This is a genomic window from Bacteroidota bacterium (assembly GCA_034439655.1).
GTDB lineage: Bacteria > Bacteroidota > Bacteroidia > UKL13-3 > UKL13-3 > CANJUD01.
The window spans coordinates 1-24,780 of record JAWXAU010000149.1 but is presented as its reverse complement, the minus strand read 5'-3'; the positions used below and the strand labels follow the sequence as shown (position 1 = coordinate 24,780).

The window sequence follows — 24,780 nt, the reverse complement described above, 5'->3', positions numbered from 1 at the left end:
TATTAAATTGTTTACTTAAAATATAAGTTGCCGATAATCGTGGCGATATTGCTTTTATTGGGTTCAAGCCATTGGTGGTAAAGGTATTCATGTCTGTCCTAATGCCACCTGATAAATTAAATCGATTGCTAAAAAAGCTCCTAGATGCATTTCCAAACAAACCAAATTTTACAAAATTCATAGACTTGTCTGACGCTATATTTATATAACTATTATTGAATGGTATAAATGTTTTTTGAAAAAAGGTATTATCATATTTGCAAAATCCAATATTTGCACCGGTGCTCAATTTCCAACGCCCAACAAACTTGTTCAAATCAAAACGAAGTTTATGTTCCCATTCGTAACTTTTTACTTTAAGTCTGAGTTTTTGCTCGACACTTTCATCATTATCTTCATACTTGGTAATTCCATTTCTTAATACATTTGAACTCAATACTAAGTTAAAATACCCTCGTGGTATCAGGTGTTTCCATGATATACCACCTGTTGCAGAATATTGGGTATACTTAGCAACCGAGTTTAATATATATAAATTATTTTGTGTTGCAATTGAAGTATCGTAGGGATCAACTTTGGGTGGATTGAAATCAAAATTATCAATGGCATTTAATCCCAATAAATTAATTTCATCTTTTTTAGATGGTTTGAAAGTTAGTTTATATTGATAATCCCAATAGTTTGGTAAGAAAGGAAGTTTGATTAATTTGAATAAAGCTTGCAAGTACGAACGACGAGCAGAAACCATATAACTCCACTTTTTACTTTTACCTAAAGGGCCTTCTAGCGTAAGTGCAGCCTCACTAGCCCCCAATCGAAAATTGCCTTGTGTGCGTGTCAAATTTCCCGATTTTTGACGGAATTGTAGTACGCCGCTCAAAGGGTTATCATACTTTGCACTGAAGGCACTTGTGCTTAAGGTAACCTCTTCAATAAATGCCACATTGAGCATTCCCACTGGGCCTCCACCGCTTCCTTGTGTGGCAAAATGATTGATGTTGGGCACTTCCATACCATCCAAATAATATACAGTTTCGTTAGGTGCACCGCCACGAATTACCAAGTCATTTCTGAATCCGACAGAGCCACTAACACCCGGTAAACTTTGAGCTACTTTTACGATATCGAAGTTAGCACCTGGGAATGATTTTATTTCTTGTGCACTAAGACTTTGGGTGGAAAGTGGTGTTTCAATCACTTTTGCAAATATTTTTTTCTTTGATTTAATATTGGCGACCTCAAGTACATTTTCTTCGGCATCTAAAAATATATTAACAGAATTTATATTGCCCGATGTAACTACTATATTGTATAAAAGTTTGGGATTATATTGTTTTAATGAAATCTTGATTGTATAAGTCCCCGGTATTATATAATCTATCATATAAAAGCCATTACTATCGCTAGTAGTTTTCAAAGTAGTTTCTACTAATTCAACTTCTGCATATACTAGATACTGCTGGGATTTTGAGTCTTTAATAATACCATTAATTTTCCCCGTTTGTGCTCTCAAGTTTTGGAAAAAAAATAAAAAAAATATGGATATTAAAATATGTTTATCGTGCATAGTTATTCTAGTAGAATTATTTAGGTTATGTACTTAAAATAAAAAAATTGGAAGTACCTACGATATATTAACTTGGTTTTCTAAGATCACCAAGTTGTGTCATCAAATCCTCAAGGTCTTTCACCCAGTTCATTCCTGCGGGTAGACTGGCTTTTAATCCATCACACATTTTCCCTGCAATATATATATGTTTACCTTTCCAGAGGCTAGCGGTATGTTCTATAAATGATGGCATTTCGTCAATAGTTGTGCAGGCAGTTACTGTTAAAAAAACCACATCGGGATTGTATAATTCAAATACCTGTACTATATCTTCTTCGGGTGTGTTTTGTCCTAAGTATATAGTTTGGTGCCCACGGTTACGCAATACATAATTGGCAAATAGCAAGCCGATTTCATGCGATTCTCCTTCGGGCAAGTATAACAAAAATTTAGGAGAATCGGATCCATATTTAGGTATCTGTCCCTCGGTAGCTACATATATTTTTTGTTTGATGAGGTTGCTCACAAAATGCTCGTGTGCAGGGTGCACTGTCCCTGTCATCCATAGCATTCCCAAGTGTTTCAGGAAGGGGAATAATACTTTTATAACAGTATTTTCAAAACCCAATTGTAATATTTGCGTATCAAGTAATTTGTTAAATGCTTGTTCATCCAGTTCGAGCATGGCTGATACCAAGGCCATGATTTGATTGGTAGAGGAACTATTTTTTTCGGTAATCTCACGTACAATACCATCCACTTCTGTGCGGCACATGCAAGCCGCTTTCGAAATTCGATAACCATTATTGAGCAAAATTGAAATCCCCAATAATTGTTTTAGGTCAGCATCGTCGTAATATCGTATGTTTGTATCGGTACGTTTCGGGGTAAGTATATTATAGCGTTGTTCCCAAATACGCAAAGTGTGTGCTTTAACACCCGTAAATTTTTCTATATCTCTAATTGAAAATCTTGCCATAATTCAAGTATCAAAACACCATTGTTTAACTTTTGTTTTCAATAATGTTAATTTTTTTACAATTTGGAATTGTTATTGACAGGCTAAACAAGAAAATGGAAGATAAATAATTATACAATATACCATGCATAAAACCATACTCATAGCCGGTGCCAGTGGCTTAATCGGGCAAAAGCTTGTAGAAAATTTCAAAGCAATTGGATATCAAGTTAAAACTTTGGGCAGAAATAAGAAGAGCGACTACCAATGGGACCCGATGGATCTTCAAATTGACGAAACAGCCTTGCAAGGTATTGACGTAGTAATAAATTTAAGCGGAGCAAATGTTTCCAAACAACGTTGGACAAAAAAATTTAAGAATGAGATATATGATAGTCGCATATATAGCAATCGTTTGCTTTTTCAATTGGCCCAAAAAACTAAGAATATACCGGAACTATTTATAACCGCATCGGCCACTGGCATTTATAACAATAAAGGTAGAGAAAAACTGAATGAGGACAGTGAAGCAGGAAAAGATTTTTTAGCTGATACCTGTTTTCATTGGGAGCAGGAAGCATATCGCTTCGATAATTTAGGTTGCAGAACAGTTGCTGTTAGAATAGGGATCGTAATGGCAAAGGAAGGTGGATTTTTACCACGGATGTCTGCCCCAATTAAATGGGGAATGGGAGCCGCACTTGGCAGTGGTAAGCAAATGACAAGTTGGATACATTTACAAGATTTGTGCAGGGTATTTATATATGCGATGGAGAATAACATAATGGCAGGGCCCATTAATGCCACCTCGCCGCACGCTGCAACCAATGAAGTTATCACCAAAGCTATTGCCAAAAGAATAAAAAGAAAAATTATATTACCCAATATTCCAGCATGGGTCTTAAAAATATTGTTTGGTGAATTTGCTACTGAACTGTTATCTGATAAAAATGTGTGGCCTGAGAAATTATTAAAAGCGGGTTTTAAATTTGAGTACGAAAACATACAGGATGCTTTGGATGATTTGATATAGCGTGGTTAAAGGAATCGTTTCTGGAAAATAATATAAAGAAACATAAAATTATCAAGACAATTTTATGACTTGCAAATCTCAAATTTTTGTAGTTATTTCGTGGTTAAATATCACATCACAATTTTTTAACACAGCTTATCCAAAATCTTCGACATGCTAAGAAAAATTTACCCAATCTTGTTATTGATTTTACTACCTTTTGCGGGTAAGAGTCAATTGTTTATCAACGAAATTTCAAGTGCCAATGCCGGTTCTATCGCCGACGACAACGGTGATTGGTCTGATTGGTTTGAGGTTTATCTCAAAACTGGTTCTAGCTCCATAGACTTAAGAAACTATTGTTTTTCTAACGATAGGTCAAACCCCACTATGTGGCGAATATCCACCAGTGTTACCATGGCTGCAGGCAATAAGTATGTGATATTTGCCAGTGGTAAAGACCGCTATAAAAGCAGTAAAGCACATACCAATTTCAAACTGAACCAAGCGAGTAATAGTGCCGAACTTATAATGAGTGATACCAATGGAAATATAATAGAGAGCCATGTGGTAGGCGGTGTAGGGTCAAAAGAAACGTATGCCCGCATGCCTGATGGCAGCACTTGGTATATTAGCGATAAACCTACCCCAGGCAATACCAATTCAGGGAATAAATTTACAGCATATTGTCAAGCACCAGTTTTTACGCCTGATGGCGGTGTATTTCTTCAGAAGGGAGGTAAATACAAACTTACTATTACAATGACTTCGCCTGATGGGGCAGCGATATACTATAGTACTGACGGAAGTTACCCTCCAAGTGCAGTACCTGCTTCCACCAATAAATCGTTTACAAAGTATTCTAAAGCAATTACCTTCGATAGCACAAAGGTATTCAAAGCTCGGTGCTACAAAGTAGGTTTATTGCCTAGCCCACAACAGGTTCAAACTTATTTTGTAAATGATTCATTATATACCTCTGCAGTTTCTATTTCAACTAATCCTGATAGTTTTAGCAGTGTATATACTGCCAATACGGAGAGACAGGCTTACTTTGAACTGTTTGATAAATATGGTAAAACTGAAAAGCAATTTGGCTGTGTCATAACTACGCACGGAAATTATTCTCGGTCATTTGCACAAAAAAGCATAAGGGTAAAAACCAAGGGATATTTGGACAGCAGCTATTGTGCAGGAGATTTGTTTTGGAATAAAAAACTCCCTGAAGTAAACAGTTTCAATGTGCGGAATGCGGGAGTGGATTGGTTTAGAGCCCATATGCGTGATGAATTGATACATAGTTTAGGAGTAAACACCAATCAAGATGTGCAAGTAGCAAGAACCGTGAAAGGATATATGAATGGGAAATTCTATGGGATGTATCATATACGCGAAAGACAGGATAATAATTATTGCTACGAAAATCATGGTGTAAATCCTGACAGTATCGATATGTTTCATTATAGCCCAGGCAGTCCGATGTATGGCAGTAGTGCTACTTGGTACAAATTGGTAGATACCTTCAATGCAAGTCAGTATACAAGTGCTGCTACTTTAAGCGATGCAGCTTTTAACCGAATTACCAAGACAGTTGATTATGAAAACTGGACAGATTATTTCTTTACAGAGACCTATGTAATTAATCAAGATTGGCCAGGAAATAATATAAGATGGTGGAGGCCACAGGGTGGAAACCAAAAATGGCGTTTCATGTTATGGGATTTGGATTTCGGTTTTGGAATTAATTGGGGTTTAGGCAATACCTCGCCACAGTTAGATTTCTTTAAAAGCACTTTGGATGGAGGAGGAAATCCTGCAGGCATGATCAAGATGATGCTCAAAAATGCCAAATTCAAAAAGTACTTTATTAATAGGCAAGCCGATTTAATTAATACAACCTTCCATTATACCTCGGTGCAAGCCACGGTGAAAATATTATATGATTCCTTGTATAATGATATGGTGAAGAGTTTTGCACGTTGGTCAGGTCAATTAAACCCTCCGACTGGAACCTCAACAAGCCTAAGCGATTGGCAAAAAGAAGTGGATGTAATCAGGAAATTTTCCGTAGATCGTAATATATATGCACGTAAATATGTAAAAGATTATTTTTCGTTGAGTGATACAGTAAACCTCATTTTCGATGTGTACCCAGCTAGTGCAGGCCGCATGAAAGTAAGTACTGTATATCCAAATAAATTTCCTTGGAAAGGAACATACTTTAATGGGAATAATGTAACCGTTGCGGCTATTCCCAATCCCGGTTATACCTTTAGTTACTGGAGTGGTGATGCACTTAGTGCCAATGATTCGAATGCAACTATTGATAAAAACTTTACCAAAAAAGGAGGTAGACTTACCGCCAATTTTGTAGCAACAGGAACTACAACCAAACAGCAATTAAACATTACCGAAGTTCATTATAATTCGGATAAGATTCAGAATCCCGGTAATTGGATAGAGCTTACCAACTATGGCAATTCTAATATTGACATAAGCGAATGGAAACTAAATACCAACATAAGGTGGATTAAATATCAATTTGCTGAGGGTACTACTATACCTGCAAATACGAGATGGATACTTTGTAGCGATACAAATTTATTCCGCAAGCAATATAGTAATGTTACCGCACCTTTAATACAAACAGCTATTGAATTAGGTAATTCCAAAGAAGATATAGACATTATAGATAACCAAGGCAAAACCGTTATCAGCATACACTATACCGATGCACAGCCTTGGCCCTTGGCTGCCGATGGTTATGGTCGCAATATGGAGTTGATTAATGATACCTTGTTGGCATCTAACCCAGCCAATTGGAGAAATGGTTGTATGCGTGGTTCGCCAGGTGCATCTTTTTCTAAATGTAGTGAATTCATAAAAGTATCTGAAATAAACTACCATCCACCCAAATTTGCTGCTTCGGGCGATTGGTTTGAATTGTATAACCATACCGCAGCAACTATTGACTTGAGCAATTATCTCGTTCGCAATAAAAATAATTTTATCAATTTTGTATTTCCTACCAATACCAAAATAGTTGCAGGAGGAAGGTTACTATGCGTAGGAGATACCACTGCATTCAAAACCGTGAACCCTACTGTAAATGCTTTTGTATCGCTTCAAGGTATGGATTTGAGTAATGGTTTTGATGTGATTCGCATATTTACACCAAGCGATAGCTTAGTATTTTCTGTAGCGTACGATGACAAAGGTACATTTACACAGAAAGCCGATGGACAGGGTTATTCGTTGGAGTTAAAAGATTCAGCCGATGATTTTTCTGAAGGCAGTAGCTGGTTCAGTGCATGTATGGGTGGTTCGCCTGGCACTACTCCTGCAAATTGTATAGGAGGCATATTGTTCACTGAAATAAATTATAAAGCGGCATCGTTTAATGATGCTGGCGATTGGTTCGAGATTAAGAACTCTTCCCCATCTGCATTAAATCTTTCGGGGTGGGATGTATATGATGGTGATACACTCACACCATTCAGAATACCAAGTAATACCATTCTAAAATCGGGTGATTATTTGGTTTTTGTAGCCGATACGGTTAAGTTTAAAACCATGTATCCAAACGTGAAAAACTATATAGGGAATTTTCAATTTGGCTTGGGTTCCGTTGGCGACGATTTGCGTTTTCTGCAAGGAACAAAACTATTGGCAGCCATGAGTTACGATGATACTTTGGCTTGGCCCAAAAGAATTGCAGGCACAGGATATACGCTTGAAGTAAAAGATACCGTTGCTTGGCAGAGCGACCCCAAAGCATGGAAACGTGGTTGTCTGGGTGGTTCGCCTGGAGTTGCATTTACCGCCTGCGACGACAGTATTTTTGTGAGCGAGATAAATTATAATAGCAATAGCGATGCCGATGCGGGCGACTGGTTTGAAATATGGAATTTGCATAAGGTAGCAAAAGACATTTCAGGTTGGATATTTCAGGACAATGATGTAAAAGATACATTCTTGTTCCCTAGCGGTACGGTGCTGCAACCCAATGACCGCATAGTAGTAAGCAATAAAAAGAGCAAACTCTTAAAACTGTTCCCTAACCTCACAAATGTACTGGGCGATTTCAATTTCGGACTTGCCTCATTGGGCGATCATATCATACTCCGTGATGCCAATAGCAAATTACGTTATGGCGTAGCTTATTATATTGATTCAACATGGGATTATACGCTGCAAGCTACTAATGGTGGCTCGTATACCTTGGACTGGAAAAAGGATTCCGTATTTGCATCGCAGCCTCAAAGCTGGACTACCGCTTGCCCTTGTGGTTCGCCAGGTAAAATAAAAGGTGCTTGTGGCGGGCAGTTGGCAATTACAGAAGTAAACTATAATAGCGATATTTCTCTGAACTCAGGCGACTGGTTTGAAGTGCAAAATACGGGTTTGCTTCCTGTGGAACCCTCAGGGTTTAGGTTGCAAAATGGGGACAGCACTTTTGTATATACCTTTCAAAAAGCACCCGTAATATTCAAAGATGAATATCTTGTATTTTGTTATGATACTTCCAGGTTCAAACAGCGACATACAGGTGTTAAAACAGTAGGTAATTTCAATTTTGATTTGCTAAATAACAAACCACAAACAATCAAACTTAGAGATAACTTTGGTATCTTATTCGCCACTGCCACGTTCGATGGAACTTCTAGCAACTGGCCTCAAGGAGCCAATGGCAATGGTCGCACACAAGAACGAACGAGCATATATGATAGTGCTTTATTCTACACTTCTTGGTTCGATGGTTGTATAGAAGGTTCCCCTGGTGGGCCTTACCAAAAATGCGATGAAAAAATAGTAATTTCAGAAATAAATCATACCCCCTCTAGTATTATAGATGCGGGTCAATGGTTAGAAATATGGAACAAATCGAGCAATAATTACGATTTGAGTTACTATAGTTTGAAGAATGGTTCGGGAGGTTATTTCGGATTTCCGCAAAACAGTGTCATTGCTTCCAATCAACGCATTGTGCTTTGTTCCGATAGCAATAAGTTTAGGTCGATTTTCCCTAATGTTCCCATCTATGGCTCTCTCAATTTTGTATTGGGCAAAAACGAAATTTTAAAGATATATAGTAAGCAAGCTGAACTTATTGCACAAACTTCTTATAGTAGTTCTGCAATATCTAAAGCTGATGGCAGAGGTTATACGATTGAAGGGAATGATACCTCGGCAAATACTGGAATTCCAACATATTGGTTTGCTGGTTGCCTAGGTGGTTCGCCCGCTGCGGCTTACAGTCCTTGCTTTAACGGTACAGTTCTTACGGAGATGCAATTGGCAAGTGCTACATGGTCGAAAAGTGGTGACTGGCTTGAGTTCAAAAACAACAGTAGTTCCTTCGCAACAGTCGATGGCTGGGAAATTAGCAATGCCAATGGGTCACTCACAGGGCAAATACATACAGATAAGATTATGAAAACGGGAGATTACATAATAGTAACTCCCGACTCATCGTTGTTTGCAAGTTATTATAATACCTATAACCATGTATCGGGAGGATATTATTTTGATGACAACGCAGATACCATAAAAATATATAATGAAGACCACACTTTGATATATGCAATTCCTTACGACTTCTCTAAAGGATGGACAAAGGATGCATATTTAACTGAAAGAACCCTTGAACGTACTTCACCGACCAATGACCCAAATTTAGGAAGTTCATGGTTTGGTGGATGTTTGGAAGGTTCGCCTGGGAAAGATTATAGTACCTGTGCCGAAAACTTGGTGTTCTCAGAAATTAATTACCAAAGCCATCCAAAGGCAGATGCTGGCGACTGGTTTGAGGTACGAAATACCAGCAACCAATTGAAGGATTTGAGCGGGTATAATGTGCAAACTATACAAAGCGGACAAAGCTTTACCTTGCCTGCAAATACAATAATTCCCGCCGGTTTCCGATTGGTAGTGGTAAGCAATAAGGCAAAATTTGATAAAATATTCCCGGTACAGTCGTTCTTAAAAGTGGAAGTTAATTTTGATTTGAGTGTGAATGATGGAATCGTGATTATAGATAAAGCGGGTAAAGTAGCAGCAGCAATTAGTTATGATACTTCAAGTTGGGCCAAAGCTGATGCGAATGGATATACCATTGCCCTAAACGATACTTCAAATCTTACTTACACCGCTGCCAATTGGGCAAACTATTGTATCCTCGGTTCTCCAGGATTAGCCAACAGTGTTTGTATAGGCGATCCTACAATTTCTGAAATCATGTTCAAGCCTCATCTTAAAAATAATACCGGAGACTGGATAGAATTGGCGAATACCAATGCGAACCCTATTGATATTGGTAACTATTTATTTGTGAATAGCGATTCGAGCAAAACATTTATAGTGCCTGAAAACACTTTTATGTTGAAAGGTGAAAGATTGGTTTTTGCAAATGACCTTACTAATTTTGGATTATATAATAAAGGAATAAATGCAATAAGCATGAGTGGATTTGATTTGGCAGATACAGGAGGTTTGGTGAAAATGTATAATACCAAACGCAATATGATAGGTATATTCGGATTTGGAGCCGGCAATGGTTGGCCTGCGGAAGTGGCAGGTACAGGTCGGAGCTTGGAACGTGATATAACTAAACCTGCAACAGGAACGTACACTGCGTGGTTCGAAGGTTGCATTGGTGGTTCGCCAGCCACTACATATATACCATGCCAATATCCACTTGTGGTAAGCGAAATAAACTATAACCCGGGCCCAATGTTCGATGCTGGACAATGGTTGGAATTGAAGAATAATTCAAATAGTACGATGTTGCTCCATCAATGGCGTGTAGATATTGGAGCATTGACTTATAAGTTCTCCGGCAACTTGATAGTGCAGGCAAAGAAATATCAATTGTTGAATAAAGATGATACTAAATTAGCTATGTATTGGCCTAGTGTAACAAATCATAGCACTTGGACAGGTCTCGATTTACCAAAGCAAGGAAGTATTGAACTATTTGATACATCAGGCAGATTAAAGTATTATGTATATTATAGCAATACAAGCCCATGGCCTATATGTGCTGATGGTTTAGAATATACACTGGAACTAGCTGATACCACCAAACAAGCATTTAACAATTCGGCTTCTTGGTTCTGCGGATGTGCAGCAGGTTCTCCAGGAAATGCATATACAACACCATGTACCTATACAGGCTTGCAAAATATCAGCAATAAAAAAGCATTTGCTATATATCCAAACCCAAGTACGGGCTTGGTAATAGTTGAGTCGCCCTATAATACTGGCCGTATAAATATTATAGATATAACTGGCAAACAAGTGGGAACTTATGATTTGCAAACCAAAACGGTTTTAGATCTTTCTCAATTTGCCAAAGGAATTTATTTGATTAGAATAGTTTCGGGTGTCGAAACAATGGAACAAAAAGTAGTACTTAGATAGTACTATCATAATTGATATGAATAATAGACCGATGAATGACCAATTTAAAGTGGCAACTTCGGTCTATTTTATTTACGGTTGTTTTCGGAAAATAGTGATAAGTATGCTACTAGTTGTATGCTCTAATATTATGTATTCTCAAACTCCAGAAAGGCAGGCTATTATTATGCTGAAAACAGGCAATAGCATTGAACAATTGGCAAGCTACACAGATATACATATTGTAAAATGTTTGTCGAAACTATATCATATATATTTGGTGGAACCCAAAAAGAACAATGATATAGATAGATTTATTGTATTTCTGAAGCAAAAACCAGAAGTAGCTATAGCCCAGCTTAATCATAAAGTGTATTTGCGAAGCACTATACCCAATGACACATTTTTTAATAAGCAATGGTATTTGCAAAATAGCCAAGTAATAACGATGGATATTGGTGCCACTGCAGTATGGGACAGTACCACAGGAGGTATAACAAAAGCAGGCGATACTATTGTAATTGGTATGGTAGAGCAAGGACTGGAAATCCATCACCCCGATCTCAAAGCTAATTTATTCATCAACCATAATGAAATCCCTTATGATAATATTGATAATGATAGTAATGGATATATTGATGATTACCGCGGTTATAATACCCAGTTAAATAATGACAGTATGCCTCCATCCGACCACGGCACGGGAGTGGCAGGTGTGATGGGAGCAACAGGTGATAATAAGATAGGTGTGACAGGTATAAACTGGAACATAAAAATACTGCCCGTTTCCTTCCCAAATTCCGATGAAGCTACAGTGGTAGAAGCTTATGGATATTATGCCCAAATGAAAAAAGATTATATACAGAGCCAAGGAAAAAAGGGGGCATTTGTGGTAGCAGTAAATTCTTCGTTTGGTATTGATAATGGCAATCCTAAAAATTATCCCCTGTGGTGTGCCATGTATGATAGTCTTGGGCAATTAGGTATTATTAGTGTGGCCGCTACAGCCAATACGCCTATTAATACTGACGTGTCTTACGACATGCCCACCAATTGCGTAAGTCATTTTTTGGTAATGGTTACCAATCACAATATGTGGGGAGACCTTGATAATGCAGCAGCTTATGGCAAACGGAGTATAGATATTGCAGCTCCTGGCACTGATATATATACCACAAGTTCTAATGCTACTTATGCTCTTGACAAGGGGACGTCATTCGCTACCCCTCAAGTAACTGGAAGTATTGGATTATTATATAGTGCTGCTTGCATAGGCACTATTAATTGGGCTAAAGAGGATTTAGCTTCAGGGGCTTTGTTTTTCAAGTCTATCATATTGAATGGGGCTAAAAAAGAAAGTAATTTTACGAATATTACACAATGCGGCGGGAGGCTTTATCTGCCAAGTGCTTTTTTTTTGTTAAAAACAGGATTTTGTGCTTTTGATAGTTTTCCGATGGCAAGTATATATGGTGCCCAAGCACAAGTATGTGTGGGTGAGCAAACACAATTTATTTGTTTGAGAAACAAGTATGTAAAATCCGTAAAATGGTTTGTGCAAGGTGTGTTGGCAGGGATTGGAGATACTTTGCGTTGGCAACAAGATACCCCCGGTTTTTACGACATACAATTGGTGGTGAGCAATGCTTGGCAAAGTGATACTTTAGTGTTGAACAAGTATATCAGGGTATTAACCCCTCCGCAGAAACCGATTATACAAGTAAAGCAAACTTATTTAACAACCGTGCAAGGTGCTTCGATGAACTGGTATGATACTACAGGGATTTTGCAAGGCAATGGAGTTAACTTTACTCCTACAAAGGCAGGGAGATACTATTGTATTTATACCAATCCCGACCAATGTATATCGGTAGCTGATGCGGTTAATTTTTATGGTGTGGGTATTCCTTCTTTAAATATTGATGCAATAGTTGCAATTTATCCCAATCCTACAAACGGCGATTTATATCTAGCAAACAAAAGTTTAGAAAATCTACAAATAGAAATTTTAGACCCAATTGGTTGTTTGCTTTTTGAGAAGAAATGGTCGATGCCGCAGTATCAAACCCAGTGTATTGCACTCGCAGATTTAGCAGAAGGCTTATACTTTGTGAGAATTAGCGATCCCCATGGAAATATTTGGGTACAGAAGGTGGTGAAAAATTGATCAAACTTCCGCAGCCTTGTGTTGAAAATCGAAATCGGGGGAAATTAAGAAAAACACTTCAAGTACACAGATATCCAAGTTGATGAAAGTCATTGGGCTATATTGATGCAAATCAGTTTCTAGGTTTAACAGGCACTGTTTCTTTGCATCATCAAATAGAACCAATGGAAAAATCAATTTTAGTTAATCAATTTATTAAAACTACCATCAGACTTCTTTTAGAGAAGGCAAATGGTTTACTCGGGTTTTATTTATTTAAAAGATTATCAATTGTAAACCGAACCCTTCAGACAAAAAGTTTGTCTATACCATTATTAATCAGTAAATTTACCCCTTTAAAAATGACCAAAAAATCATTTACATTTATTTTATTGATATTGACACTGTTGGGGTTTCAAAAATCTGCACAGTCAACTCACTTAATGGGTGGCGATTTCACCTACCGCTATTTGTATACCCAAAGTAATAAAGTTTATTACGAAATTAAATTGGTAATATACCGTGATTGTAATTCATCATCAGGTTTTTCAAATCCCATAAGCATAGGCTATTATAAGAGTACCAACTATTCTTCATTGGGAACTCGTCAAGTTTATATGGTTGGTGGTAAATCTAATAATGTTACCCCCACTTGTATACCCGCAACAGGTGTTTGCATTGAAGAAGCGGTATACGTTGACACCATAAATATGCCAACCAGTCAAACGTATGGTCTATACTTTACTTGTGGGGGTACACAGAGAAACAATAGTATTATAAATCTAAGTTTGGGGGCAAGCCAGTCAAATGACAAGAAAAGTATGGGATGGCAGATATATATCCCTTCTCCCAAACAATATATCAATAGTTCACCTCAATTTGTAAGCAAACCTCTTCCCTTCCTGTGTACCAATAAGCAAATGGTTTTTAGCAATAATGCTTATGATGCCGATGGAGATTCACTGGTATTTACGTTTGTACAACCTTATGGCTCAACACCTGGCAGTCCAGGTTCAGGTTATGCGGTGCAGCCGCCACTTAGTGGCATTCTATGCGATTGGGCATCTGGTTATTCAACTACGCAACCTTTGGGAACGAGTGGCTCTATAGCAATGGACACTTTTACGGGAGAGATTACCGCAACCGCTCCAACCTCCAATAACTTTGTAATAGCCATTGAAATTAAGGAGTATCGCGATGTTAATGGCTCGCCTGTGTTGATGAGTGAAGTACGGAGAGATTTGCAAGTAGTTGCAAAAGCATGTGCCAACTATTACCCACCAAAAATTGTAAGTTGGGGTAGTTCAACTTCCAAAAGTGTGAAAGTAGGCGATTCCTTGTGTTTCAATATTGTTGGTACAGATTCCTTGGGCGACTCAGTATATATTTCGGCAACCGGTGTGATGTTCGATACCTTGACAGGCGGTACGGTTCCATTGGCCACCTTTGCAAAAAAATCGGGCGACAGTTTAGTTACCCAACAATTTTGTTGGAAACCTGGATGTAACCATGCTCGTTCGCAGCCCTACCTGATGACAGTTGATTTGTTAAATAAAAACTGTGGGAGTGACCAAAAGAATTTTTCAATTACGGTAAATAGTATGGTGACAGGAAACACGCCGCAACTGCGATGTGCCGATGTGGTGAGTGCTACCCAGATAAATTTAACATGGAAAAATCCGTCCACGCAAAGTTCACTTACCACCAAGTATTATATATTTAGAAAACCCTTGGCGGGCAGTTATACACTTATAGATTCAGCAAGCCTATCATCTACTAGTTATACTGATAACACGGTAACGAGTGCCACTACTACACAATATATTTATGATATTGTGCCCGTAAATATTTGTGGTAACTATGTAAGTGGAAATACGATATCTACCATTTTGATAACTGGGACGCTAAGCGGTCAAAGTGTGGTGAACCTTTTGTGGAATAAGCCTACTACTGCCTATAAACCTTATAAATATTTTCTATACAAAGATGATGGCAGCGGCTGGACTTATGCTGACAGCACCTTAAACGATTCTATTTCTCAATATGCAAGGGGTTGCACGTCTTCGCACCGGTACAAAGTAGTAGGTTACGATAGCGTGGGTGCTTGCACTTCTTCTTCAACCTATACCTCGTATTTTACCTTAAAAGACAAATTACCCCCAGTCATTCAAGGATTTGTGAAGGCAACTATTACACCATCTGGCCAACAAGTTCAGCTTGAATGGAAACCAAACGATTCGGGCGATGTGGCTTGGTATTATATATACCGTAAGACTACAGGAGCATTTGTATTTTTAGATTCTGTGAAAAATAATAAGAGTCCTTATTTTAAATATATTGATGCTACTGCAAATATTAACAGCGGCAACCAACCTTACTATTATAAAATACAAGCGATTGACAGTTGTGGCAATATCGGCTCCATGTACGAACACCATGCACCTGTTAATTTACAAGGGCAAGCAGAAAATTTCAGGGTGAAACTGTGGTGGTACAATTATCAAGGTTTTAAAGGGTTTAGTAAAGTAGTATTGGTAAGGGCTGACACTTCAACTACTTATGTTTGGGCCCCTTACAAAACACTTACTGCTAACGACTCTGTAATATATGATTCTGCCATTTCGTGTTATTCTCCTTATTGGTATAAAGTGCAGTTTTATGATGTAAATGATACCAATTTATATACGGAAAGTGATACTATTATCTTAACTTCTTATGATACAATAAGGCCGATAGCTCCCAATGTGGAAATGGTAACTGTAATTACTGGTACTCAAATTAATTTACTTTTTAATCCCAGTATATCCAAAGATGTTGACAGATATTTTATCTATAAATCTACCAATGGCGGAGCATATGTATTGGATACGGTATTAACTTATCCAACAGGCAATCCTGTTATATATAGCGATATGAAAGTAGATGCCATGAGTAATAGATATTGTTATTATATCATGTCGCACGACAGTTGTCAAAACTTAGCCTCTAAGGATTCTACTATACATTGTGCTATGCAGCTTCATGCTCAGCCTGGCAATAACAGGGTGTTCTTACAGTTTTATGCCTACAAGGGATTTACAGTGAGCGATTATAATATTCAAAGGTGGAATAACGGTTCTTGGATTGATATATATAATATAACAAATGGCGATACTTCTTTCACTGATAGTGTGGGTGTACGCTGCAAACTGAACTATTATAGAATACAAGCATTATATCAAGGTGGTTACCCAACTAGTTATTCGGATACAATCGCTATACAACCTTTCGATACACAACCTCCACCGCGACCTGTATTTGATTATATAACAACCATACATCATACCCGCCTTGATTTGCACTGGAGTCAAACAGATCCAGATGTAAACCGTATTATATTATACAGGGCATTAAATGGAGGTACGCCAGTTGCTTACGATACGCTTGCAGGGAATATTATCTATTACTCCGATTCGAATGTGGACGCTGCTAAATATTATTATACCTATACACTTGAAGCATTTGATAGCTGCTCTAATAATAGTAGCAGCAAGGCTCTACAGCATAATTCTATCAACCTGGATGGCCAATTAGATATTTGCCAAAGATTGTATAAAATGAAATGGAGCACCTACAAAAATTGGCCTGGAAGTGTAGCTCAGTATAAACTCTATCGCAGTAGCAATGGTGGAGCATATTCTGTTTACAAAACATTTACTGCTGCCGATTCTACTTATACAGATACAGCTATCTCGGTAAATACTTATTATAGATATGTTATTGTAGCTAACGAAAATGGAGGAGGTAACAATAGCAGCCAAAGTGACACAGTTAATTTTGATTTCAAAAATGTTCGTGGCCCTGTTATTCATTCAGTTAGTAAAGTAGCAACATCGGCTACCAATGGTGCAGTGCTAGTGGCATGGAAGGCATTGGAGCTTGACTCGTTTGTTAAATTCTCAAGATTGTATTATTCAAATACAGGTGCAGCAGGAAGTTATTCTTTAATCAAAGATAATATTCCGCTAACACTTGATACATTCACCCATATAGGATTGAATACGCGTACACAAAATCATTGGTATTATATGGTAAGTGTAGACTCGTGCAATATAGTTACCGATTCTAACGGATTCCATAAAACTATGGATTTGAGCGTGACGCTTAAGAAACTCAGGAACAAATTGAACTGGACTCCTTATAAAGGATGGAAGGTAGGAAGTTATATAATCATGCGTAAGGATACTGGAGGGTTTTATCCTGTTGGTACCGTTGCAGGCACAGATACATTATTTATTGACTTCCCTTCGCCATGTAACGGATATGTGAGTTATGCAGTAATTGCCAAAGATACAAATGGAGTATATTATAGCTTGAGCGATACCGTAACCTTGCCACCTATTGATACAAGTTTTATAGCATTGGGAGTGTTGAAGAATGTAACTGTATACGATTATAAAACCATACAGATTGATATTGTTGAACAAGATTCAGTTTCTATATTTGGATATGCAATAAGGAGGAAAGAGCGTGACTCCAGTAATTGGGTGCAGCGTGGATTTTTATATAGTGCGGCTCCTGGCAATACTTTTACTTTTTATGATACTGCCGATGCACAAAACCGTTATTATAATTATCAAGTTGCTGTTGTTGATTCTTGCTTGAACGCTTCCAATTCTATTGTTTTCGATCAAATACAACTTACAGGCCAAGGTGGCCATTTGCAAAACTCTCTTAATTGGAACAAGTTTGCAGGTTATAATATTCAGCGTTATGAAATAACTGAGCTATTGCCCAGTGGTGGTTTCGTAAGGTTAGATACTTTGGCTCCTACCGATACTGCATGGTTGCACGATAGTTTGTCTTGTAATATTCCACATACCTATTTTATTATAGGAATAGAAAGCAGTACGGGACGTGAATCTTATTCTGACACTATTATACTTACCCCATTCGACTCTGTTGCTCCTGCACAAGTTAATATTGTAAGCTCAACAGTTTTAAATAACAATACACTTCGTGTTAGTTGGCAGGCATCGTCGCCCGATATAGGCCAGTATGTAATATCCTATAGATCGCCCAACGGCAATTGGATTAAAGCGGATACTTTGTCTCCAAGTACTTTAACTTATGATATCACCCCATTGCCAGTAAGCGACTCAGCATATAGTGTTTCAATTATAGCATACGATAGTTGTGCTATGAATGCATCTTTGGCTGCCGCAGCACATACCAGTGCAAACCTAAGTGGTAATGCCGTGAACTTGGGCGTAAAACTTAATTGGAATTTATATACAGGTTTCCCTATTAAGGATCAAGAAGTAGAACAATGGATTAGCGGAGTGTGGACTACTATATTATATAAGAACAGCGTTACAACTTCAGGCAGTGTAGATTTTTTGGGTTGTAATACAAACCAATACTTTAGAATTAGAACGAATGGATTTGGAGGAGTGTATGTTAATTCTGATAGTATTTTATTGGTTCCTTATGATACCATTAAGCCCGAACCTGCAGTAATTAAAGTGGTGTCAGTTGTTAATAATAATTTGGTAAGGCTTGAATGGTTTGCGAGCAAAAGCTCTGATGTAAAGTATTATAATATATATAGAAACAATAGTTCGGGGATATTTACCAATATTGCACAGGTAACTAATGTTTTTACTTATGATGATTCAACTGTAGTTGCCAATCAGCAATCATATAGTTATTATGTGGTAGCTGTTGATAGTTGTAATACCAACAATATATCGATGCCCAGCGATACCGAAACAACTATTAAGCTCCAATTTCAATATCAAGCTTGTTTTCCAGAAATCAATATTTCTTGGAGCCCTTATGCGTATTTTAATAATAAACTTTTGAGGTATGAAATATATAGGAAGGATAGCTTAGGTGTTAAATCAACTTTTGTTGCCGATACGAATACATTTACGTTTAAAGATTCTGGAATTAATTTAGGCAGTGTATATAGTTATGTGGTGCTCGCTCGCAGCAGCGACGGTACTACCTATTCACTTAGCGATACCATGGCTGTAATACCTTATAACTACCCCACACCACTAGCCCCCAATATTTTTAATGCTACCACTACTTCTAGCGGTAATACCTTGGGAGCTATTGCTTTTACATGGGGGAAAACAGTAGATACCTTAGTTAAAAAATATCAAATATATTATTGGAATGGAAGTCCCTTTAGTAAGTATTATATGTATTACGAAACAACGGATATGAATGACACAACATTTCTGTTGGATAGTATTGATACGGAAGATGGGTTAAATTATTTTAAAATGGTTTTCCGCGATTTGTGCGACCGCGAAGGAGCTTATTCCGAAGTGCATAAAACTATGGATTTGTCCGTTACGCCAGGTAACTTGCAAGTAGCTCTCGACTGGGGCAAATACGAAGGATTCCCCGTAGCGAATTATAAAATATGGAGATGGGATGATCTGAATGCTGCAAATATTATAGCAGTTACCGACTCTGCTACCACCAGTTATATCGATACCAATGTGAGTTGCACTTACACTTATAGGTATTATATAGAAGCATCAGAATTGTTTGGTGATTATTCCTTAAGTAATTCCAATGTGAATACCGCAGTAACTTTTGATACAATACCACCACCGAGAATTAAGATAGATTACGCTACGGTAGTTTCCACCGACCCAGCGAATGCAGAAGTTGATGTATTTTTTAATGCCTCTACCGATCGTATTCGTACTGGCTATAATATATATTTAAATGATAGTGGGCTTTATTTCAAATTGAAAAATATATATCCTGAGTTGAACAATGGCAAACTTTCATTTACCGTGCAGGGTCTCAATACGCAATACCTTGCAAATGGATTTTATATTACAGTAACCGATAGTTGCGATAATGAATCTGCTCCTAGCGACACCCACACTGTGGTGCAATTGCAAGCCAATTCTGTTAGCGGTTCTGTAAATTTGAGTTGGTCTAATTATATCGGTTTTCCTGTAAATCAATATCTTTTGGAAAGGTTAAATCCGGGACAAACAGTATGGACAAGTATTGGATTATTTGGTCCTTCCGTTACCAGTTATGCCGACTCGTTTGCTGATTGTAATTTGACCTATTATTATCGGATTACGGTTATGGATAGCACAGGATTTGTATCACTATCGGATACAGTAGGTGTGCTCACTTTTGAAATTGACGCTCCCAATGCCACTACCTTAATCAATGTTTATGTTGCCGCAACTAGTGTAGCCAATGGAGAAGTTACCGCAAATTGGAATCCTTCTAGCAGTAGTGATGCAAGTGGTTATATAGTATATTATCGTACGGCAAACGATTTTAATTGGATATTGGCTTCTGCGTTCACGCCTCAATTAACCTATAAAGTTTCAGGAATAAATACAGTCGACTCAGTATATTATTTCAAAGTAGCCGTTTTGGATAGTTGCGGAAATATTAGTAGCACATTCTCTCCCGAGCATGCCAGTATAGTATTGAATGCAATTCCTGGCGAACAAAATATAAGTTTGAACTGGAACAATTATACAGGATGGACAGCAGATAGTTTTGTGATCTTGCGTAATGGAAAATGGTTAGCTTCAGTTCCGGGCAATGTATTAAGTTATATCGATTCACCACTATCATGTGTAAGGGTAATGTATTATCAAATAAAAGCGGTCAATAGTCAATATAATACTTATAGCTTATCTGATTCGTCATATACAAGACCTTTTGACCATACACCTCCTGCATCAAGTTATATCAAATTTGCAACAGTATATGAAAATAACTATACTGCTAAAATTGAGTTCACTGCGTCACAAACTTTTGATATCGCATTCTATGATATATTCCGCAAACCAAATGGTAGCAATGGCTGGGTAAAAATTGCCCGCACAAGCGATACCATATATTATGATAGTACCGTGCATGCTACAAGTGCTTCTTATTGTTATCGCATACAGTCAGGCGACTCGTGTAGTAATTACAGTTTGCCTAGTAACGAAGCCTGTCTGATTTGGTTAAAAGGCAAAAGCCATAATTTAAGTAATCATTTTACTTTCACTCCTTATACATTTTGGAATAAAGGTGTTGATCACTATGAAGTATATAGAACCGACGATGGAAATATGACCTCCTTGATTTTGACCACAACTACACCCCCACTCGATTATTTGGATAGTTTGTTGGGAAGTGCCAGTGTAGAAAATTACTGTTATGTAGTAAAAGGAATTGAAAACTTGGGCGGCTACGAAGCTGTTACTTTCTCAAACCAATTATGTTTAAAGCAAGAACCTTTGGTATATTTCCCCAATACTTTCACGCCTAATGACGATGATTTGAATGAAACATTTGGTCCCACTGGATTATATTATAAAAAGTATGATATGGAAATTATAGACCGTTGGGGTGGAGTTATATTTAAGAACAATGACTTGAAACCCAGATGGGATGGCAAGTTTGGTAATAACGGAGTACTAGTGCCCACGGGTGTTTATTTATACCGTGTTAAAATATATAGTTACGAAGGAAAAGAAACTAACTATAATGGTGTGATTCAGATTTTGAGGTAGCACAAATTAGCAAGCTTCTTGTTGGAGTCAATATCGAAAACAGGTAAATATTTATATTTCAAATTCAACGAAAAATTGGCTAAACTATAAAGGTATTATACCGAAACTCAATATATAATAGTCCAAAAGAAAGGGACTAATTCCCCCGCATCCCGATAATTATCGGGATTAAGCAGGGCTTTCGGGATGTAGTTCGGCATTACCATTCTACAAACCAAATCTGCCACAGGCGGAGAACTATTTTAGGTTAAGAATTGGTATTAGATATTGAGTTTCGGTATAGATATATAATCACTTCTTTAGTAGCCTTCTTATCACTGCCAAATGCGATAGCAAAACCAAGGGTACAACACAGCTAGGCAACCACACAAAAGGAAAGTATTGTATAGCTATATTGGGCTGGTCGAAAGCTAACTTCTGAAACGGGGAGGGCGAAGACAACACCGCATGCAAAACAATATTTGCTAATAAAATTAAACAGATAAAATTCCAGATTAATAATAAAGTTTTATTCTGTTTGTTTTTTGCAAATGCGAAATAATATATAATAGGAGCACTAATGCCAGATAGTATATCAAAGTTATGGCCTTCAAAAGTCATTAATTGGGGAACAGCCTTATATATAAATAACCAAAACAAAATTATTTCTACAGGTATTCTCACTATATGCAGAATGGTTAAGGTTTTAATATCTATATTATCTAAGTACCTTCTTCCACTTTTTGTTAGAAATAATATAATAATACCTAGTAGTGGAGGTAAAACTAATAGCATAAACCTTGGTGGTAAAGTATCTGTAACTGTATAAAAACCTGATAGTCCTACCACAGTTTGTATACCAAGCCATATTGTTAAAATAATTAACGTGATGTTCGATTTTTGTGCGGCCTTGTAAAAAAACCACACGGTAAGTAATGTGGTGAGTCCGAAAATGAGGCTGATGAAAATGGGGAGATTGTTGAGCATGATGATGGGTTTTAAATTTTGTTGTAAATTTGCTTGCAAATTGCAAGTGCAAAAATAGATTTCCAGAGGCAAAAAAGGAGTAAATATTTTAGAATAATTTTTAATGGACAAAGTAAAAAACCAGAGGTCTTTATGTCCTATCAGCAGTTGTTTAGATATTTGGGGTGATAAGTGGTCACTTTTAATTGTTAGGGATATAATGTTCTTCGACAAGAACACATACGGTGAATTCTCAAAATCGATGGAGAAAATAGCGACCAATATTCTTGCATCACGTTTGGTGGATTTAGAACAAGCAGGTTTGATAAGCAGGGAAGAACATCCCGAAAGCAAAGCTAAAATATTTTATAAACTCACCCCAAAAGGAATTGATTTGATGCCCATCATAGCCGAAATGAACTTGTGGGCAGCCAAATATTATGAAATTGGACCTAAAGCTAAAGAGGTAAATAAAATACTCAAAAAGGATAAAGTTGGATTTATTAAATCCAGGACAGCGGTGTTGAAAAAATTATAGAAGTATTATATATAATAAATCCCGATATATATACTTTCTTAATATATATCGGGAAATAATAAATTAAGTCAATTTTTTTAAGCTGTTTTTTTACCCATACCCATTATCATACCGATAATCCCACCTACTATGGCATTCATTACTGTACAGGCGGCTACATCTACAATAAGGGCATTCATATTAAGAAATACGGTACTCATAGCATGCATGCCCAAGTCCATTCCTAATCCGATCAATAGCCCAATGATGGCACCTTTTTGCAAACCAATCGACATGCTTTGGGTATTGCTCCAGCCCAACATAAGCGAAAGGAAATAACCATTCACAAAGCAGCTTAAAATTAAAGCCCACCAGACCATTTCCTCCATTTTGCGGGCAACCGCTTGGCTCATGTTTTCTTTCATGAAACTGTCGAGCATCATTCCGTAAATTAACCAACCGAGGAGGAAGAAAGCTACGCCTCCAATAATACCTGAAATAATTGTTTTGTTGTTCATTTTAGTAAATAATTAAGGGTTAGAAAAAAAACAAACTTATCGGATTAAGTTTATGATTGCCAATTATTTCAATTATTTTTATCCATATTTTTTCCCCATAATTACAAGAATCAAAAGCAGGGCGGTGTCACAGTAAACATTTTGGGAGGTGCTATAAAAAAGGGCAGTCCATGTACTTCCTTTTAAATATGGGTTTCTATATAATGCCTGGCTTGTTCTTGAGTTAAAAAAGAAAAATTTCTATAACGCTTATGAACGTCTATAATTTCATACAATACTTTGTCAACTACTTCTTTATTTCCCCATAATTTTAAATGCTCAATTACTTTTTCAAGGCATCCTTTTTTGTAGGCAATTTATCCCAATACATGCACCAAAGTATTACGTACTCTTGCGGTTTTATCATATTGTAATTCTTGTAGTATATCCAAAATATCTTCGGGGTGGGTGCGACCTCTCAGCTCAATGCCGTGGCCTATTTCCCTGCGTATTTCTTTATCTTCATGGTGCAGATATTTCTTGGCCCATTGTAATACTGGTTTGGGGTTTTTCTCTCCCATTTTTTTAATAGAGCCAATCACTGCATTTCGCACACTGTGGTGCCCATCAAATAATCCTGTATCGAAAAAATATTCAACAATTTTAAAATTCGTTTTGCCTATTTACCCGCAGCATTCACCACCGTTTGCCTAATTTTAAAATCTGGTTCTTTTAGTAAGTCCTTTAATATATATATGATATTTTTTTGTATACTTCTATTTGCTATATATATTCTTCCACACACAAACAAGCCGCTTTGCGTATATAAGTATCTTCATCGCCAAAGTATGATAATGTTTTATGAAGTTTGCCACTGCTAATTTCGGCAAGTATATCTTTGCTGCTGGTATTGACCAATTTTAGTCTGACTTGTTTGGGGAGGCTATAGAAACTTGTGGTTATGATTTTGGGCATTTTAAATTAGATATATGTGGCAAATATAATAATAGAAAATTGGTTAAACTATTAAGCTTATCATTCAGTGAATTCCGCACAGTTTTTTGGGAATATTAAAAAAACCACAGAATAGGTGGAAAAAAGATTTTGCAGGAAATCATGCTCAATAACAGGAAATTACTTCTGAATATAGTGATATTATTTCCCAATAAAAAATAACCCAAGAAATAAAAAAATAAATTAGGTTCGTATTATTTT

General features: G+C 37.1%; 11 protein-coding genes. 5 read left to right on the top strand and 6 right to left on the bottom strand.

From position 1 onward, the window contains the following. Together SGJ10_10875 and SGJ10_10870 are read right to left on the bottom strand one after the other, a co-directional pair. A partial coding sequence (locus SGJ10_10875) for a TonB-dependent receptor (protein MDZ4758621.1) occupies positions 1–1,513 on the bottom strand: 1,513 nt, incomplete at its 3' end. 121 nt (positions 1,514–1,634) lie between these two features. Beyond that, entirely contained in the window at positions 1,635–2,528 is an 894-nt protein-coding gene (locus tag SGJ10_10870) for a MerR family transcriptional regulator (protein MDZ4758620.1), read from the bottom strand. 124 nt (positions 2,529–2,652) lie between these two features. Between SGJ10_10870 and SGJ10_10865 the strand changes: the two genes are divergently transcribed. The 4 genes from SGJ10_10865 to SGJ10_10850 all read left to right on the top strand — a co-directional run bounded on the left by SGJ10_10865 (position 2,653) and on the right by SGJ10_10850 (position 21,606). Next, positions 2,653–3,540 (top strand): TIGR01777 family oxidoreductase, encoded by an 888-nt coding sequence (locus SGJ10_10865; GenBank protein ID MDZ4758619.1) that lies wholly within the window; start codon positions 2,653–2,655, stop codon positions 3,538–3,540. 183 nt (positions 3,541–3,723) lie between these two features. Further along, the gene (locus tag SGJ10_10860; GenBank protein ID MDZ4758618.1) at positions 3,724–10,941 is read left to right on the top strand and encodes a lamin tail domain-containing protein; all 7,218 of its coding nucleotides are present in this window, start codon (positions 3,724–3,726) and stop codon (positions 10,939–10,941) included. Positions 10,942–11,071: 130 nt separating this feature from the next. Next, positions 11,072–13,087 carry a S8 family serine peptidase gene (locus tag SGJ10_10855; GenBank protein ID MDZ4758617.1) on the top strand — a complete coding sequence of 672 codons (2,016 nt, stop codon included), beginning with the start codon at positions 11,072–11,074 and terminating at the stop codon, positions 13,085–13,087. Between the two features lie 341 nt (positions 13,088–13,428). Further along, positions 13,429–21,606 (top strand): gliding motility-associated C-terminal domain-containing protein, encoded by an 8,178-nt coding sequence (locus tag SGJ10_10850; GenBank protein ID MDZ4758616.1) that lies wholly within the window; start codon positions 13,429–13,431, stop codon positions 21,604–21,606. Positions 21,607–21,897: 291 nt separating this feature from the next. Here SGJ10_10850 and SGJ10_10845 read toward each other — a convergent pair whose 3' ends face one another. After that, on the bottom strand, positions 21,898–22,611 hold the full coding sequence (locus SGJ10_10845) for a hypothetical protein (protein ID MDZ4758615.1): 714 nt from the start codon (positions 22,609–22,611) through the stop codon (positions 21,898–21,900). A gap of 64 nt (positions 22,612–22,675) precedes the next feature. Between SGJ10_10845 and SGJ10_10840 the strand changes: the two genes are divergently transcribed. After that, a complete protein-coding gene (locus SGJ10_10840; GenBank protein ID MDZ4758614.1) occupies positions 22,676–23,089 on the top strand; it encodes a helix-turn-helix domain-containing protein in 414 nt (137 codons plus the stop codon). Between the two features lie 77 nt (positions 23,090–23,166). Here the strand turns inward: SGJ10_10840 and SGJ10_10835 are convergent, their stop codons facing one another. The 3 genes from SGJ10_10835 to SGJ10_10825 form a co-directional block, all read right to left on the bottom strand. After that, positions 23,167–23,586 carry a hypothetical protein gene (locus SGJ10_10835; GenBank protein MDZ4758613.1) on the bottom strand — a complete coding sequence of 140 codons (420 nt, stop codon included), beginning with the start codon at positions 23,584–23,586 and terminating at the stop codon, positions 23,167–23,169. 356 nt (positions 23,587–23,942) lie between these two features. Next, positions 23,943–24,146 (bottom strand): HEAT repeat domain-containing protein, encoded by a 204-nt coding sequence (locus SGJ10_10830; protein MDZ4758612.1) that lies wholly within the window; start codon positions 24,144–24,146, stop codon positions 23,943–23,945. A gap of 202 nt (positions 24,147–24,348) precedes the next feature. Beyond that, a complete protein-coding gene (locus tag SGJ10_10825) occupies positions 24,349–24,540 on the bottom strand; it encodes a hypothetical protein (GenBank protein ID MDZ4758611.1) in 192 nt (63 codons plus the stop codon). Positions 24,541–24,780 lie beyond the last annotated feature (240 nt).